The 17,319-nt window shown below is 66.0% G+C and carries 12 protein-coding genes; 6 read left to right on the top strand and 6 right to left on the bottom strand.

Annotation, left to right across the window (positions count from 1 at the left end; genetic code table 11):
• Positions 1 to 5: 5 nt before the first annotated feature.
• The 3 genes from sufC to QX126_RS09545 all read right to left on the bottom strand — a co-directional run bounded on the left by sufC (position 6) and on the right by QX126_RS09545 (position 3,616).
• Positions 6 to 758 (bottom strand): Fe-S cluster assembly ATPase SufC, encoded by a 753-nt coding sequence (gene sufC / locus QX126_RS09555; RefSeq protein ID WP_315712154.1) that lies wholly within the window; start codon positions 756 to 758, stop codon positions 6 to 8.
• A 113-nt stretch (positions 759 to 871) separates the two neighbouring features.
• Complete coding sequence (sufB, locus tag QX126_RS09550; RefSeq protein ID WP_315737805.1) at positions 872 to 2,368, bottom strand: Fe-S cluster assembly protein SufB; 1,497 nt, start codon at positions 2,366 to 2,368, stop codon at positions 872 to 874.
• 84 nt (positions 2,369 to 2,452) lie between these two features.
• A complete protein-coding gene (locus QX126_RS09545; protein WP_315780609.1) occupies positions 2,453 to 3,616 on the bottom strand; it encodes a cysteine desulfurase family protein in 1,164 nt (387 codons plus the stop codon).
• A gap of 115 nt (positions 3,617 to 3,731) precedes the next feature.
• On the opposite strand from QX126_RS09545, the gene QX126_RS09540 reads away from it, so the two are divergent.
• Together QX126_RS09540 and QX126_RS09535 are read left to right on the top strand one after the other, a co-directional pair.
• On the top strand, positions 3,732 to 4,580 hold the full coding sequence (locus tag QX126_RS09540) for a LytTR family DNA-binding domain-containing protein (protein ID WP_315780608.1): 849 nt from the start codon (positions 3,732 to 3,734) through the stop codon (positions 4,578 to 4,580).
• Positions 4,581 to 4,898: 318 nt separating this feature from the next.
• A complete protein-coding gene (locus tag QX126_RS09535) occupies positions 4,899 to 5,546 on the top strand; it encodes an alpha/beta hydrolase (RefSeq protein ID WP_008971476.1) in 648 nt (215 codons plus the stop codon).
• A gap of 327 nt (positions 5,547 to 5,873) precedes the next feature.
• On the opposite strand, the gene QX126_RS09530 is transcribed toward QX126_RS09535, so the two are convergent.
• Both QX126_RS09530 and QX126_RS09525 read right to left on the bottom strand, forming a co-directional pair.
• Positions 5,874 to 6,551 (bottom strand): glutathione S-transferase family protein, encoded by a 678-nt coding sequence (locus tag QX126_RS09530; RefSeq protein WP_315780606.1) that lies wholly within the window; start codon positions 6,549 to 6,551, stop codon positions 5,874 to 5,876.
• An 81-nt stretch (positions 6,552 to 6,632) separates the two neighbouring features.
• Positions 6,633 to 7,736, bottom strand: coding sequence for an anhydro-N-acetylmuramic acid kinase (locus tag QX126_RS09525; RefSeq protein ID WP_315737801.1), 1,104 nt, complete (start codon positions 7,734 to 7,736; stop codon positions 6,633 to 6,635).
• Positions 7,737 to 7,929: 193 nt separating this feature from the next.
• On the opposite strand from QX126_RS09525, the gene tyrS reads away from it, so the two are divergent.
• The 3 genes from tyrS to QX126_RS09510 all read left to right on the top strand — a co-directional run bounded on the left by tyrS (position 7,930) and on the right by QX126_RS09510 (position 12,345).
• Positions 7,930 to 9,183, top strand: a complete 1,254-nt coding sequence (gene tyrS, locus QX126_RS09520; RefSeq protein WP_315737800.1) for a tyrosine--tRNA ligase — start codon at positions 7,930 to 7,932, stop codon at positions 9,181 to 9,183.
• A 55-nt stretch (positions 9,184 to 9,238) separates the two neighbouring features.
• Positions 9,239 to 10,498, top strand: coding sequence for an MFS transporter (locus QX126_RS09515; RefSeq protein ID WP_315780605.1), 1,260 nt, complete (start codon positions 9,239 to 9,241; stop codon positions 10,496 to 10,498).
• 149 nt (positions 10,499 to 10,647) lie between these two features.
• The gene (locus QX126_RS09510; protein ID WP_315774651.1) at positions 10,648 to 12,345 is read left to right on the top strand and encodes a methyl-accepting chemotaxis protein; all 1,698 of its coding nucleotides are present in this window, start codon (positions 10,648 to 10,650) and stop codon (positions 12,343 to 12,345) included.
• Positions 12,346 to 12,397: 52 nt separating this feature from the next.
• On the opposite strand, the gene QX126_RS09505 is transcribed toward QX126_RS09510, so the two are convergent.
• A complete protein-coding gene (locus QX126_RS09505) occupies positions 12,398 to 16,108 on the bottom strand; it encodes a DUF3971 domain-containing protein (protein ID WP_315780603.1) in 3,711 nt (1,236 codons plus the stop codon).
• A gap of 514 nt (positions 16,109 to 16,622) precedes the next feature.
• On the opposite strand from QX126_RS09505, the gene QX126_RS09500 reads away from it, so the two are divergent.
• A complete protein-coding gene (locus QX126_RS09500) occupies positions 16,623 to 17,309 on the top strand; it encodes a peroxiredoxin (protein WP_315737796.1) in 687 nt (228 codons plus the stop codon).
• Positions 17,310 to 17,319 lie beyond the last annotated feature (10 nt).

Genomic DNA, 17,319 nt, shown 5'->3' with positions numbered 1-17,319 from the left:
AGCGATCAGGCCGCGTCTTCGAACTGGGCGTAACCGGATGCCTCGAGCTCCAGCGCGAGCTCCTTGCCGCCGCTCTTCACGACGCGGCCCTTCGACATCACGTGAACGACGTCGGGCACGATGTAGTTCAGCAGCCGCTGATAGTGGGTGATCACGATCATCGAGCGTTCCGGCGAGCGCAGCGCGTTGACGCCGTCGGCGGCGATGCGCAGCGCATCGATGTCGAGGCCGGAATCCATCTCGTCGAGGATGCACAGCGACGGCTGGAACAGCGCCATCTGCAGCACCTCGTTGCGCTTCTTCTCGCCGCCGGAAAAGCCGACATTGACGCCGCGCTTGAGCATGTCCTGCGGAATGCTGAGCGATTTCGAGATCTCGCGCACCTTCCTGAGGAAATCCGGCGTCGAATACTCCTCCTCGCCGCGCGCCTTGCGCTGCGCGTTGAGCGCGGTGCGCAGGAACGTCATGGTCGCGACGCCTGGAATCTCAACCGGATACTGGAACGCCAGGAACACGCCCTTGGCGGCGCGCTCGTCCGGCGCCATCGCCAGGAGATCCTCGCCCTTGAACAGGATCTCGCCGCCGGTGACCTCATAGCCCGGCTTGCCGGCGATGACATGGGAGAGCGTCGACTTGCCGGAGCCGTTCGGCCCCATGATGGCGTGCACCTTGCCGGCGTCGATCGAAAGCGTCAGGCCGTGGAGAATCTCGCGCTCCTCGACGCGGACCTGCAGATTGTTGATTTCGAGTAGTGCCATAATCTGTTTCCGCTCAACGCTTGCCCTGGAGCAACCGATCGATCGGGTCCGAGGGCGGATGATGTTGATGTCAGCAAGAGCGGGCCGCGCCGCGGACCCGCTCCCATGTGGTCTTAGCCGACCGATCCTTCGAGGCTGATCGAGATCAGCTTCTGCGCCTCGACCGCGAACTCCATCGGCAGCTGCTGCAGCACGTCCTTGACGAAGCCGTTGACGACGAGGCCGACCGCCTCCTCCTGCGAAAGGCCGCGCTGGACGCAGTAGAACAGCACGTCCTCGGAGATCTTGGACGTCGTCGCCTCGTGCTCGAAAGTGGCCGAGGAATTCTTGGCCTCGATATAGGGCACGGTGTGCGCGCCGCACTTGTCGCCGATCAGCAGCGAATCGCAGGCGGTGAAGTTGCGCGCGTTGGACGCCTTGCGATGCGCCGTCACCAGGCCGCGATAGGTGTTCTGCGAGCGGCCTGCGGCGATGCCCTTGGAGATGATCCGGCTGGTCGTGTTCTTGCCGAGATGGATCATCTTGGTGCCGCTATCGACCTGCTGATAGCCATTCGAGATCGCGATCGAATAGAATTCACCACGGGAATTGTCGCCGCGCAGGATGCAGCTCGGATATTTCCAGGTGATCGCCGATCCCGTCTCGACCTGGGTCCAGGAGATCTTGGAATTGTCGCCGCGGCAGTCGCCACGCTTGGTGACAAAATTATAGATGCCGCCCTTGCCTTCCGAATTGCCCGGATACCAGTTCTGCACCGTCGAGTACTTGATCTCGGCGTCATCGTGCGCGACCAGCTCGACCACGGCCGCGTGCAGCTGGTTCTCGTCGCGCTGCGGCGCGGTGCAGCCCTCGAGATAGGAAACGTAGGCGCCCTTGTCGGCGATGATCAGCGTGCGCTCGAACTGGCCGGTGTTGCGCTCGTTGATGCGGAAGTAGGTCGACAGCTCCATCGGGCAGCGCACGCCCGGCGGCACGTAGACGAACGAACCGTCGGAGAACACCGCCGAATTCAGCGTCGCATAGAAATTGTCCGAGGTCGGCACCACGCTGCCGAGATATTTCTGCACCAGCTCGGGATGCTCGCGGATGGCTTCCGAGATCGGCATGAAGATCACGCCGGCCTTCCTCAGCTCCTCCTTGAACGTGGTCGCGACCGACACCGAATCGAACACGGCATCGACCGCGATCTTGCGCGTCTCGGGGCTGCCAGCGCCGGGCACCGGCTCGACGCCTTCGAGGATCGCAACCTCGCGCAGGGGAATGCCGAGCTTCTCATAGGTCTTCAGGATCTCAGGATCGATCTCGTCGATCGAGGAGAGCTGCTTCTTCGGCTTCGGCGCCGAGTAGTAGTAGAGATCCTGGAAATCGATCTTGGGATAGTCGACGCGCGCCCAGGTCGGCTCGGTCATGGTCAGCCAGCGGCGATAGGCCTCGAGGCGCCATTCGAGCATCCAGGCGGGCTCGTTCTTCTTGCCCGAGATGAAGCGGACGGTGTCTTCGGAAAGCCCCTTCGGAGCCTTCTCGGATTCGATGACAGTCTCGAACCCATAGCGATATTGGTCGACGTCGATCCGCCTGACGCGGTCGACCGTCTCTTGTACGGCTGGCATTCCATCCTCCGCTCGCGGTTTCAAGGACCGCGGTGGACATCTTCTGGAACCGTCTTACGACGTTTCCTCGACGAAATCACGCCCTTAGAATCGCTCAAGCACGGTTTCGTCGCCTCCTTTAAGTAGGGTCAATGACAGCTTTCGCCAAGCCTGGACGCAACGATCGACCTCCGCCTCCGTGGTGGACCAGCCGAGACTGAGGCGCACCGCTCCCTGGGCCGCTGCGGAACTGGCGCCCATCGCTTCCAGCACATGGGACGGCTGGACCTTGCCGGACGAGCACGCCGAGCCGGAAGACACCGCGATCCCTTCGAGATCGAAGCCGATCACGGCCGTCTCGGCCTTGAGCCTCGGTGCGGTGAACAGCGTCGTGTTCGGAAGCCGCGCCGCTTCGGACGAAAATACCGTCACGCCAGCGATCTGACGAAGGCCCGCTTCCAGCCGGTCGCGCAGCGCCGTGATCCGGGTCAGGTCCACCTCGCGCGAAGCCAGGGCAACGCCGGCCGCGGCGCCAAATCCGGCAATTCCGGCCACGTTTTCGGTTCCAGCCCGGCGACCGCGCTCCTGGCCGCCACCGCGGAGAACTGGAATCGGCTCCTCCACGCCGGCGCCCAGGACCAGCGCGCCGACGCCCTTGGGTCCGCCGATCTTGTGCGCAGAGATGGTCACAAGGTCCGCGCCCATCTGCTTGATATCGAGGGGTATTTTCCCGAATGCCTGGATCGAATCGACGTGCAGCACGCCGCCCGCCTGGTGCACCATCTCGGCGACTTTCGAAACCGGTTGAAGCACCCCAGTCTCGTTGTTGGCGGCCATGACGGACACCAGCGCCGGCGGCCCGCCGGCCAGCAGGGCTTCCAGGCCGCCGAGATCGACCACGCCGGAGGAGTCGACCGGGATCGTCTGCACCGCTGATGGCGCGAACCGGCCGCCGGCCAGCACCGAGGCATGCTCGACCGCAGACACCAGCAGCCGCTCGACCGGGCCGGCCGGCGCGCGCAGGCCTGGGCTCAAGGCGAGCACATTGGCCTCGGTTCCGCCGGAGGTGAACACCACGCGGCGCGCGACGGTGCCGAGCCCCCGGGCGATCACCTCGCGGGCCTCCTCCGTCAGCCGCCGCGCCTTGCGGCCTTCGGCGTGAACCGACGAGGGATTGCCGACCAGATCCATCGCGGCGAGAATCGCCGCGCGCGCTTGCGGTCGCAGCGGGGTCGTCGCATTCCAGTCGAGATAGATCCTGTCGGCCATGGCTCGTTCTTATCAACTCGGGACACGAACGACCATCGCTCGCCCGCGCCATGATGATGCGCGACGGCCAGCGTGATATCGTCGGGCGCGAGATTGAGATAGCGGGTCCGGTGCCATGAACAAGCTTGTCGGCTCGATGCTGCGTCCGAATGATCGTACCTTCTACGCGATCATGGCCGGGCTCTCGCTCGGCATCGGCGTCGTCAACGCCCTTTCCACCGCTCACGATGCCGTCAGGCGGGGCGCGGCCTATGATCTGGAAAAGCAGTTGCTGTGGGAAATGACGAGCATTGTCGTCATCATCCTGCTGGCGCCGCTGCCGGTCGCCACCGTTCGTTCCATCCGGCTGGGCCCGGCCGCCATGGCACGTCATATCGCGCTCGCCGTCGCCGCCATCGTCGCCTTCTCTGCGCTTCACATGATCGGCATGGTGACGCTGCGCAAGCTGCTGATGTGGACCGCGGGCGGCGCGTACGACTTCCAGCTCTCCCTTGCCACCATCGTGTACGAGTTCCGCAAGGACGTCATGACGGCGCTGCTCATCGGTGGCACGCTCTGGCTGCACGACGGCTATCGCGCGAGCGCTGTCCGAGAGCCGACACGGCGATCCGAGCCTCCTGCCCCTGCGACGCTCTGGCTGCGCGACGGCCCGAGCCGCATCCGCATCTCGCCGGCCGACATCCTGTGGGTGGCCGCGGCCGGCAACTACGTCGAATATGCCATGGCCGACGGCAGGCGGCATCTCATCCGCGGCACCTTGTCGGCCGCCGAGGTCGAGCTCGCCCGCTTCGCGCTCGTCCGCATCCACCGCGGCCGGCTGGTCAACATGGCCCGGGTCGCCGCGCTTTCGGTCCTGCCAACGGGCGATTTCGGCCTGACCTTCGACAACGGACAATCCGTGCAGGGCAGCCGTCGCTATCGCAGCGCCGTTGCGCAGCTGGAGCAGACGGCGTCGCTGCGCTGAACGGCCGGGCTGCAGACGAAAACGCCAGTATTTTCATAGAATTGCAGGCGCATTCGGATGACGTTCCGCGGCCGCTTCGCCCCGCCGCTGTATCGGCGGCCCGGTCTGCATCCCTGCCGCAGCCGCCTTGCCGGGCGTTGAAAATCCTTGCTTTTTGCCCCGCGCTCCATGCTAGAAGGCCAACTTCCAGTCACGCCAGCGCTGCTCCGTCCAAGCGAACGGATGGCGCTCGATCACCACTTGTCCTGCGGAATTCGTCGGCGAGGCGCCAGATGAAGCTCGGACGAAGTCGGTCGACGCTCTGCCAAGGATTCTCTGATGCCTGAAGTCATCTTCAACGGTCCGGCCGGCCGCCTCGAAGGCCGTTACCATCCGGCGAAGCAGAAGAACGCGCCGATCGCGATGATCCTGCATCCGCATCCGCAGTTCCACGGCACGATGAACCATCAGATCGTGTACCAGTGCTACTATGCCTTCGCGCATCGCGGCTTCTCGGTGCTGCGCTTCAATTTCCGCGGCGTCGGCCGCAGCCAGGGTTCGTTCGATCACGGCACCGGCGAGCTGTCCGATGCGGCCTCCGCGCTCGATTGGGCGCAGACCATCAACCCCGAGGCTCGCGCCTGCTGGGTCGCCGGGTTCTCGTTCGGCGCCTGGATCGGCATGCAGCTTTTGATGCGCCGCCCGGAGGTCGAGGGCTTCATCTCGATCGCCCCGCCCGCCAATCTCTACGACTTCTCGTTCCTGGCGCCCTGCCCGTCCTCCGGGCTGATCGTGCATGGCGAGCGCGACGCGGTGGTGCCGCCCAAGGACGTCAACACGCTGGTCGAGAAGCTGAAGACGCAGAAGGGCATCGTGATCGACCAGCAGGTCATCCCCGGCGCCAACCACTTCTTCGACGGCAAGCTCGAGCCGCTGATGGAAACCATCACCGCCTATCTCGACATGCGCCTCGCCAATGTGAGGTGAGGTCGGCGCGTCGTTGCAAAGCCCTCGATCTGTAGGGTGGGCAAAGGCGCGTCCGACACTCCGTCAACGCGGATGGTCGCAACGCGCCGCGCCCACCATCTTCATTTGGCGGCTCGGAGACAATGGTGGGCACGCCTGCGGCTTTGCCCACCCTACGAACTACGAACTGCCGCCACATCCTCCGCCGTCATCGTCCGCAGGCGGGTGATCCAGTGCGCCGCGGCTTCTCAGTTCGTCACCGGCGTCTCGGAATACTTGATCGTCCGCCTGCGCGGACGATGACGCTGCGAGTGGAGCCGGCACCTTCCATGACAACGTCGTGCCTCTCTACGCCGCCTGCTTCAACAAATACGCATCGTGCCGCGCGAGGAACGCGCGCAGCAGCTGCGGATAGTCGACGCTGACCGCCGTCCTCACGCTCGGCCGCTGCGCGAGTTGATCGCGCCACGCCCGAACTTTCGGCGTGGACGCAAAGATGCCGAGATCACCGTACGCATCGAACACATCGAAGTAGCGGAAGATCGGCGCGAACACGGCGTCGACCAGGCTGAAACGCGCGCCGGTAAAATACGGCCCCTCGCCCAGCGCATCCTCGACGCGAGCAAACTTCGCCGTCAGCGCCTCGCGCTTGGCGGCGAACAATGCGGCATCCTGCGTCGTCTCCAGGCCCCAGAGATCGCCGAGGATCGCTGAGCCGAACTCCATCCAGGCCCGATGCTGCGCGCGGACCAGCGCGTCCTCGGGATGCAGCCTCACAGCCGGCTGCGTCTCCTCGATGTACTCGCAGATCACGTTGCTCTCGAACAGCGCCACCTCGCCCTGGCCCAAGGGTACCACCAGCACCGGCACCTTGCCGAGCGGCGAGATCTTCAGGAACCAGTCGGGCTTGTTGGCGAGATCGATGTCGATCCGCTCGAATGCGACGCCCTTTTCGTTCAGCGCAATGACGGCGCGTTGCACATAGGGGCAGAGCTTGTGGCTGATCAGCTTCAGGACAGGCGCCATGACATCCTCGGCAGTTTGATGCAGATGCATCAAACTAGATGCATACGCATCGAACTGTCAAGGTTCATGCAATTGCATGAATCAAGGGCGCGCAATGACCCCGCCGGTCATCGGAAACGGCACGCCTGTGGTAGTGGGATAGCTCAGCGGCAGGCCCTTCATGCCGCGTACCGCCAGGAAGCCAAACGCCTGGGCCTCGATGGCGTCCGCCGACCAGCCCAGCGCATCGGCCGATTCGACGCTCGCCGGCGCGACACGCTCGCGCAGCATCCGCATCATGGTATGGTTGCGGGCGCCGCCGCCGCAGACGATCCAGCTCGCCGGCGGCTTCGGCAGCAGCGGGATGATGCGGGCAATCGCTGCGGCCGTGAACGCCGTCAGGGTCGCGGCCCCGTCCGCCGGCTTCACATCGCCCAGCTTCAGCGCGGCAAAATCGTTGCGGTCGAGAGATTTCGGCGGCGGCAGCGCGAAAAAGGGCATTTCCAGCGCGCTGGTGATCCAGGCCTCGTCCGGGTTGCCCTGCTCCGCCACGCGGCCATCCTGATCGAATGCCTGTCCCGTGGTCCGGTGCATGAAGTCGTCGAGCAGCGCATTCCCGGGACCGGTGTCGCAGGCGATCAGCACGTCGTCGCCGTCGATATAGGTGATGTTGGAGACGCCGCCGATATTGACCACGGCGATCGGCCCCGCGCGCGACAGCGATTGCGCCAGGGCGCGGTGATAGACCGGCACGAACGGCGCGCCCTGCCCGCCGAAATCGACGTCGGCAGCGCGGAAATCGTGCATCACCGGGATATGGACGGACTTGGCGAGCGCGGCCGCGTCGCCGATCTGCACGGTCAGGCGGCGTTCGGGGCGGTGCAGCACGGTCTGGCCATGAAAGCCGATGATATCGATGTCCTCGGGCTTCAGCCGGTGCTGCGCCAGGAACGCGGCGACCGCCTCGGCATGCGCCACCGTCACGACGCGCTCGGCGTCGCGCACCCGTCCGGGGCGCGCATCGCGCCGCTCGATCTGCACCGCATCGGCGAGCGCCTCGCGCAGCAGGCTGCGCTCCGCAGCGCTATAGGCCCGGTAGCCCGAGGGACCGAGGCTCTTGATCTGCCGCCCATCGGTCTCGATCAGGGCCACGTCCACCCCGTCGAGCGAGGTGCCACTCATGAGGCCAAGTGCGGTCAGAATCATTGCAGTCGAACCTAAAAACCCTGCCCTGCTTGCCAAGTACGGCCGATTTGAGGTCCCGCCCAGGCCGTGCACATGCTTGTACAAGCCCGGCGCATCTTATAATGCCACAACGCCCGTATCCGTGGCATGTGCCCCCCGCACGTCCCCGCGACAAGCGGTCAATACCGTAAACAAATGCTCAGAGTCGCCGACAATGACTGGCTTCAAGTCTGATTTCCTGAACGTGCTGCAGAGCCGCGGGTTCATTCATCAGTGTTCGGATTTCGAGGGGCTGGATGCCCTCGCCGCCAAGGGCCAGGCGACCGCCTATGTCGGCTACGACTGCACCGCACGCTCGCTGCACATCGGCAACTTCCTGACCATGATGATGCTGTACTGGCTGCAGCAGACCGGGAACAAGCCGATCACCCTGATGGGCGGCGGCACGACGATGGTCGGCGATCCCTCCGGCAAGGACGAGACCCGCGCGATGCGCACGGTCGAGGAGATCGAGGCCAACAAGGCGTCGATCCGCGGCGTGTTTGCCAAGGTGCTGCGCTACGGCGATGGCGCCACCGACGCCATCATGCTCGACAATGCCGAATGGCTGACGCAGCTGAAATGGATCGAGATGCTGCGCGACATCGGCCGGCACTTCTCGGTCAACCGCATGCTGACCATGGACTCGGTCAAGCTGCGGCTCGAGCGCGAGCAGGAGATGAGCTTCATCGAGTTCAACTACATGGTCTGCCAGGCCTACGACTTCGTCGAGCTGGCGCGGCGCACCGGCTGCCGGCTGCAGATGGGCGGCTCCGACCAGTGGGGCAACATCGTCAACGGCGTCGAGCTCGGCCGCCGCATGGGCACCGAGCAGCTGTTCGCGCTGACCACGCCGCTCTTGACCACCGCCTCCGGCGCCAAGATGGGCAAGACCGCGCAGGGCGCGATCTGGCTCAACGCCGACCAGTGCAGCCCGTATGATTTCTGGCAGTACTGGCGCAACACAGAGGACGCCGACGTCGTCAAGTTCCTCAAGCTGTTCACCACGCTGCCGCTGTCCGAAATCGAGAAGCTCGCTGCACTGCAGGGCGCCGAGATCAACGAGGCCAAGAAGGCATTGGCCGATGCGGCCACCACCTTGCTGCATGGCGAAGAGGCGGCGCGCACCGCTGCCGAGACCGCCCGCCGCACCTTCGAGGAAGGCGCCATCGCCGAGAACCTGCCGACGGTCGAGGTGCCGCAGGCCGAGCTCGACGCTGGCCTTGGCGTGCTCAACGCCTTCGTCAAGGCCGGCCTCGTCGGCTCCAACGGCGAGGCGCGGCGGCAGATCAAGGGCGGTGGCCTGCGCGTCAACGACGTTGCGGTCACCGACGAGAAGATGGCGCTGACGCCGGCGGCGCTGACCAGCGAGGGCGTGATCAAGCTGTCGCTGGGCAAGAAGCGCCACGTGCTGGTCAAGCCTGCATAGCCGCATTCGTTTTTGCCTGCTTGTCAGGGAAGGCCGAAAGGCGCTCCCTGACGGCATGACGATCAGCGCGCCGCGAGAGCCTGCGCAAGCCGAGGAAACCCCGACAGCTCCACCACGAGTGCGCATGGCGTTCGTGGTGCTGGGTCTCTGCTTTGCGCTGTCGGTGATCGGCCGCGGGCTGGGAGAAAGCTTCACCGTCTTTCTCAAGCCGATCTCCGACAGCTTCGGCTGGGATCGTTCCGAGGTCGTCTCGATCTATTCGCTGACGGCGCTCGCCGGCGGCCTCGCCGCTCCGCTGATCGGGCGGCTGTTCGACCACTCCGGACCGCGCGCCGTCTATGCGCTCGGCCTCCTGCTGCTTGGTTCAGCCTTCACGGCCGCCGCGCACGCGCAGGCGCTGTGGCAATTCCAGATCAGCATCGGCCTGTGCGTCGGCATCGGCATCGCGCTGATCGGCAACGTCCCCAACTCGATCCTGCTGGGCCGCTGGTTCGGCAAGAAGCTGCCGACCGCGATGGCGGTGATCTATTCCGCCACCGGCGCCGGCGTGCTGATCCTGCTGCCGGGCTCGCAACTGCTGATCGACGCGATCGGGTGGCGCAGCACATATCAGGCGTTCGGTGCCGCCGCCTTCATTCTGCTGGTGCCGCTGGCGCTGCTGCCCTGGCGGCTGTTTGCCGCCGGCGCGCCCCACATCACCAGGCCCGTCGCCGACGAGCTCGCCGACGATGCCTGGACCTTGTCGCGGGCGCTGCGCCATCACGCCTTCTGGGCGTTGTTCTCGACCTTCTTCTTCACCGCCGTTGGCATGTATGCCATCGCACCGCAGGTCGTCGCCTATCTGATCGACGCCGGCTTCGCGCCGCTGCAGGCCGCCACCGCCTGGGGCTTCTCGGGCGTGGTGCTGCTGTTCGGCATGCTCGGCGTCTCGGCCCTCGACGGGTTGATCGGCCGACGGCCGTCGGTGCTGTTCTCCTACGCCGTATCGATCGCAGGAATCCTGATGCTGTGGGCGTTGCAATTCTCGCCGAACATCTTCCTGCTCACCGGCTTCGTCGTCTGCTTCGGCAGCATGATCGGCTCGCGCGGGCCACTCCTGTCGGCCACCGCGATGAAGATCTTCCGCGGCAAGCGGCTCGGCACCATCTACGGCACCATCACGATCGGCAGCGGGCTCGGATCCGCGCTGGGATCGTGGAGCGGCGGCGTCATCCACGATCTCACCCACGGCTACGATGCCGTCATTCTGCTCGCGCTCGTGAGCGTCGTCATCGGGATGATCCCGTTCCTCGTGGTTCCTGCCCTCCGCACGTAGTTGCGGTCGGGCCATCCGCGCACGATGTGCTGGGACGCGCCTGATTGCCGCGTCAGTCCACATAGTGGACTCGGCTCGACAGATTCGCATTCATGATTAGTAAGCAGCTTGATGATAGTTGTTCCGGCAACAACAACGAAGAGGACGCCGTGACACTGCTCAGCCGCATGAAGTTCCGCACCAAGCTTGCAAGCATGGTGATCCTTGCGATCGCGACGGTGATCGCGATCGTGGCCGTCTCCGGTTGGCTCAGCCGCGCGCGCATGCTGGAGGACCGCATCACCCAGATGCATACGGCGGTCGACCTCGTCTACGGCCTCGCGGAGACGCTGCAGACGGAGGTCGCGGCAGGAAAGATGTCGGTGGAGGAGGCCAAGAACAAGTTTCGTTACCTTGCGCGACGGATGACGTTCAACAACGGCCAGGGATATCCGATCGCCTACAACGCGTCCGATTCGGCGCTTCTTCTGAACGCCGCCAACGAGAAGCTGGAAGGCAAGATCCTCGGCACCAAGGACGCCAACGGCGTCATGATCGCCGATGCGCAGATCAAGGCTGCGCAGCAGAAACCCGAAGGCAGCACGACGTCCTATCTCTATCCCCGGCCCGGCCAGACCGAGCCGCTCAGGAAGGTCGTCTTCGTCCGCAGCTTCGCGCCGTGGAACATCGTCATGAGCTACGGGCTCTATGTCGACGACATCGAGGCGGATGTCTATGCACTGCTGATGCGGCTCGCGGGGATCGGCGCGGCGCTGCTCGTGCTGCTCGGCCTCCTGTCCTTCCTGATCTCGCACAACGTGGTCGGCGGGCTGCATCGGCTGAAGGATCGCATGCAGGATATCGCCGGCGGGCGGCTCGAGCAGCCGGTGGCCGAGACCGAGCGTGGCGACGAGATCGGCCGCATGGCCGAGACCCTGGAGGTGCTGCGCAAGACGGCGATCACCGCGCGCATGCTGGAGCAGGAGCAGGCCGCATCCAAGCAGCGCAGCGAAGCGGACAAGCGCGACGCGCTGATTGCGATGGCCGACCGCTTCGATGCCTCCGTCGGCCAGCTCGTCGCCCTGATGGCGTCCGGCGCCGGAGAACTCGAGGCGACGGCAAAATCGATGACCGGCACGGCAGAGAGCACCAATGCGCGCGCCACCGCCGTCAGCTCCGCGGCGACGGAGGCGAGCTCGCGCGTGCAGACGGTCGCCACCGCTGCGGAGGAGCTGACCTCGTCAATCACCGAGATCAGCCGTCAGGTCGCCCAATCCGCCGAGGTCACCGGACGCGCCGTCGAAAGCGCGCGCCACACCGACGGGATCGTTCGCGCACTGGCCGACGGCGCCAAGCAGATCGAGCACGTTGCCGAGCTGATCTCCAGCATCGCGGGCCAGACCAACCTGCTGGCGCTCAACGCCACGATCGAGGCCGCGCGCGCCGGCGAAGCCGGCCGCGGCTTTGCCGTCGTCGCGGCGGAGGTGAAGAGCCTGGCCAGCCAGACCGCGCAGGCCACGCAGGAGATCGGCGACCGCATCGCCCAGATCCAGAACGCGACCAGGGAAGCGGTCGGCGCGCTCGACGGCATCACCCTGACCATCGAGGAGGTGTCGGCGATCGCCGCGACGATCGGATCGGCGATCGAGGAGCAGGGAACCGCCACGGCGGAGATCGCGCGCAACGTCACCCAGACGGCGCAGGCCACCCGCGAGGTCACCGCCAACATCGGCGGCGTCTCGACGGCGGCCAATGAGACCGGAAGCGCCGCCGGCCACGTGCTGATCGCCGCCGGCAACCTCTCCAAGCAGGCCGAGCAGCTCTCCCGCGAGGTCGACACCTTCCTTGCGGGCGTCAGAGCCGCCTGACCGCTTCGATCCGCCACAACGGCGTTGCCAAACGCTGACGCGACCAGCGGCGTCAATTGTTCGGCGGCAGCTCCGCCGGCGGGTATTGCTGCTTGCCGGTGTTGAAGTCCATGATCTTGCGCGTCACGCCCGGCAGCATGGCCGAGATCGGATTGATGCGCACCACAGGCTGGCTCGGCGTGCCCACAACCTCGTAGGTCACGCCGAACAGCCCCTCATTGCTGCCGCCGAGGAACAGGCCGACGATCGGGATCTGGTTGAACATGTTGTTCAGCCCGTACAACGGCACGATCGTGCCCGAAGCCCGGACCTGGTTGACGTTGTAGTCGATGCTGCCTTCGATGGTCAGGCCGAGCGTCGGTCCCTTGACCACGCCGTCGCGGATCGAGAGCAGCCCGTTCTGCCGCGTGAACTCCGCGCGCAGCATGGTGAAGGCGATGCCTTGCGAGGCGCCCTGTGCGGCGCCTGAGGCAGCGCGATCCAGCGCCTGCTCACCCCTGACGGTGAAGTTGCGAACGATCGCCAGGCCCTCCTTGGGGCTGGTGTCGGCCGTCGGCGGCTCCATCGCAAGCTCCAGCTCGCCGCCTGCCATCTTGGAATAGGTGTCGGCGAACCGCAGCAGCGCGCCGGCATCATTGGTCACCAGATAGATCACCTCGCGGCCCTGGCGGCGTGCCCGCGGATCGGCGCTGGGCGCCTCGCGGCCGATGCGCAGGTCGGCCGTCACCGGCGTGTCGCGGCCGACCTTTCCGCTGAGATTGAAGCTCTTGAAGGCACCGCCGCGCCTGGAGAGCTTGACGTCGACGCTGCGCAGCGCCTCGCCGTTGAAGCCGGCGACGGCGCCGAGCTTGACCTCGGCGTCGAAGTCGAGGTTCGAGCGCGCCTTGTTCTTGTCGGCGTCCTTGTTGGTGCCCGAGATCGCCGACTTCAGGAAGCCGCGGCCGTCGAACACGTCGCCACGCATCGACAGCTTCAACACGCCGTCCTGGCCGCGCTCGGCCTTGAGCTGCGTCTTGTCGCCTTCCGACGGCGAATAGATCGGAAAGTTGGCGTTCATCAGGTCGCCGTTCTGGTCGACTTCCAGCGAGCCCTTGATGGAGACGCCGCCGCCTTCGATGTTGATGTCCTCGAAGCGTGTCGATTGCTGCTTGGCGACAACGTTGAAGGTGGCCTTCCCCGATTTGCCCGGATTCTTCACCCAGCCCGGCAGCAGGTTGTCGAGCTTGAGCTGGGTCAGATCGGCCTCGACGCCGATGCGGCTGTCGCGATCGCTGGAGCCCGCGATCTTGCCATTGAGCTTGAGCGGCACGTTGCCGGTGATCGCGGTGCCCAGATCCATGCCGAGCCGGGCCCGGCTGGCATCGTCGAGGATCGCCTGCATCTTGATGTCGGCGTCGCCCTCGGTCGGCTTGCGATAGTCGAGCGTGGCCGGCTGGCCGTTGATCTTGACGTCGCCCTTCACCTGATAGCCGGCGGTGTTGGCCACGATCTTGAGCGTGTTGGCCTCGAGCTTCTGGTTCATCACCAGCTTGTCGGCGGCAAAGCCGTTGAGATCGGCCGTGACCGCGTAACTGGTGTCGGCCTTGGTCAGTTCGCCCTTGACCGGCATCGCGAGATTGACGCTGGCCTGGAACGTTCCCTTGGTCTGGTTGGGATCGATCGGCATCGACGACAGATCGTTGAGCCGGTCGGAGGCGAGGATCTCGGCGGCAGCGGCGACCTGACCTTCGACGCGCATGCGTACCCGCGACGGCGACGGCTTCGGCGCCATGTCCGGCACTTCGAACACGACGTCGGAGAAGTTGAGCTTGCGTCCGGCCGGCGTATCCGCGACGCCCTGCCCGATCGTCACCGTCGCGGTGCGGCCGGTGACATGCGCCTTCACGTCGGCATCGCGCACCGACGGCAGGCCGTCGACCGGATGCACGGTGACATTGGTGGCGACGATGTTGACGTCGAGACCATCGTCGGGAATCGGCGGCCCCTTGCGCGGCAGGTTGCGCGTCGGCGAGTTGACCGCGACATCGATCCGCTGCACCGAGCCCCGTTCGATGCGCTCGATGATCCAGGCCCGCACCTCCGGCACGATCAGCGCCGGCCAGATCCGCTTCATCGCCAGCGCGGGCATCGGCGTCGCCGCGAAGCCGAGCTTCAGCCGCGGCTCGCCGGCATACTCGACGCTGCCGGTGCCGGCGACGCCGATCTCGCCGTTGGACACCTCGGCCTGCGTCAGCAGCACGCGCTTGCCCTCGGTGTCGAAGCGGAAGTTGATCGAGATGCGGTTGAAGATCAGCGGCGGCTCGTTTTCGATGGCGCCGAGCAGAATGGTGCCGCCGTTGAGACCCAGCCGCCAGTCGTTTGCGGTGTCGTTCGGCGGCTCGAGATTGGCGTTGAGCGTGACGCGGTTGGCGCCCGAGATCACCTTCAACGGCGCGACCAGCACGCGGCGCCCGGCGTCCCATTCCATGCTGATCTCGGCGGAGTCGATCGCCATCGGATAGTCGGGCGTATCGGTGTCGATGATCTTGCCCGCGCCGATGTTGATCTTGCCGCGCAGATAGGTCGGCAGCCCGTCGCGCGCGAGCTCGCCCTTGATCTCGCCGCTCATGGGCAGGTCCGCCATGTAGGTGAGATCCTTGAGGCGCATCGCCAGCAGGATGTTGCTGGTGGACACCTTGTCGGCCTTGATGTCCACCGTGCGCACGCCGTTGGCCTGGGGCCCGACCAGGATGCGCAGCGACCAGGGCTTGGCGCCCTCTTCGCCGAGGCTCAGCGCCACCCCGCCGCCGGACGGCCGGCGCAGGCTGAGGCTGATGTTCTCGAACGTCCATTTGTTGCCGCGCTGCTGGTCGTCGACGATCAGCACGCCGTTCTTCAACCCGATCTCGTTCAGGTTCTGGCCATCGAGCCCGGTCAGGCTGAGGCTGTCGAGCCAGTCGAGGCCGGCCAGCAGGCCGTTCTGGGGCGCGGCCGGCGCGGCAGTCGCAGGCAAAGTCGACGTGGTCGGTGCTGACGGCTGCGAGCCGGCCTGCGGTCCCGGCGCATTGGGCGGTGGCGCGGCCTGTCCCGGCCGCGGGAATGTCGGCGGCAGGCCGGCGTCGCGCTTGGAGGCGACGCCCGTCGCCAGCGGCTTGTTGGTCTCACCCGTCGATACGGTGACGGTGCCGTCCGGCGTGATGCGGATCGCGAGCTCGGCGTCGACCAGCTTGAGGCTCTCGGCGCGCAGCTGGCCCATCAGCAGCGCAGCGCCGGACAGCCGCACCTCGGCCTTGGGCGCGCTGGCGACGATGGCGTGATCCTGATCGCGCACGATGATATCGCGGATCCGGACCGCGATCCGGATCCGGCCGGCGCGCTCGATCTGGGTGCCGCCGACCTCGACGGTGTTGCCGTGGCCGATATTGTCCTCGATCGCCGCCGCGAGCCACGGCGTCGCCAGATCGAGGCTGATCGGGCCCGCACCCAGCCGCAGCCACAGGCCGGCGAAGCCGAGCCCCACGAGCAGCATCAGCGATGCCAAGGTGACGACGACCCGCTTGACCATGCGGCCGCCCGGCACGCGCGGGCGCGATCCGCCGAATCGACCGGTGCTCTCGCCCGAATCGGACCGCGACAACAGGCGGCGGCCGCGCTGCCCGGCCCTCTCGTCGGGCTCAGCGGCGGCCTCGTACTGGTCGGCCACATCCCAGTCGGCCTCATCCCACTGTTGGCCCTGGGTGTCCGTTTGCAGATGGGGCCGGTGGGGTGATGTCTGTCTTGCCATTGCCTCTCGGTGCCGGCCCCTCGTGTCCGAAATATTTCGTGCCAATCTGGCCTCGGCCAGGTTGGTCGCCGGTGTAGCCCCGCCCGTTCACGCAGCGCGCGTGCTCACTGCCGGCAGGGCCCGATCCCCCAATGATCCCGTCACGCTTCGGCGGGAGCTGTCAACACGCCTGCCGGCGGTACGCCGGCGGCGCGGACGACGCGCGAAATCCCCGTCACCATACCCCACCGCCGTCAGGTTTGCCCACCTGCTCGCGCCAGCGGACCGGCGCCGCTCCACCGCCGGACGAAATTTTTGGTGGAGCGTCTGATCCGGACGGTACGAGAGTCGTCATTGCACTGTGCTCGACTGCGCTGGTGCTCACGCCTGCTGGTAGCCATGATCTTCCCTTCATCGCAAGAGGCGTGATCCCCTGCGCGCCGCGAAGCACGGATGCCAGATCGATCCCGGGACACCGGACAAGAACCGAGATACTTTCATTTTTGAGCCGCCGAAAGCGACGAAAGGAAGGCGTATGTCAAAGGAATCACAAAAGAAATCCTCCAACCCGGCGTCCTACGGGGCGATTGACGGGAACCGGCTTGCCACCGCGGCCAAGAAGGCCACCAAGAAGACGGCCAAACCGACATTGACGAAAGCCGCCAAGACGACCTCCGCCAAGACCGCGACGACCAAAGCCGCGCCCACCAAAACCGGGGCGGCGAAGGCCAAGCCCGCGACGCCGGCTGCGGCCGGAACGGGCCTCGCCGAGGGCGCCAAGGCGCCCGCCTTCAAGCTGCCGCGCGATGGCGGCGGAACCGTCTCGCTGGCCGACTATGCCGGCCGGAAGCTCGTGCTGTTCTTCTATCCCAAGGCCAATACGCCCGGCTGCACCAAGGAGGCGATCGACTTCACCCGCCTGTCGAAGGACTTCGCCGCCGCCGGCGCCGCCGTGCTCGGCGTCTCCGCCGATTCGGTCAAGGCACAGGACAATTTCCGCGACAAGCACGATCTCGCCGTGCCCCTGATCTCGGACGAGACGCACGAGATGCTGGGGGCCTACGGCGCCTGGGGCGAGAAGTCGCTCTATGGCCGCAAGTTCCTCGGCATCATCCGAAGCACCATCCTGATCGGCGCCGACGGCCGCGTCGCCAAAGTGTGGCGCAACGTCAAGGTCGACGGCCACGCCGATGCGGTGCTGGCGGCGACGCGCGCGCTCTGAGAATGCGCCT

The sequence above is a fragment of the Bradyrhizobium sp. SZCCHNPS1003 genome, from assembly GCF_032381555.1.
GTDB lineage: Bacteria > Pseudomonadota > Alphaproteobacteria > Rhizobiales > Xanthobacteraceae > Bradyrhizobium.
This window is presented reverse-complemented; position numbering and strand designations above follow the sequence as displayed.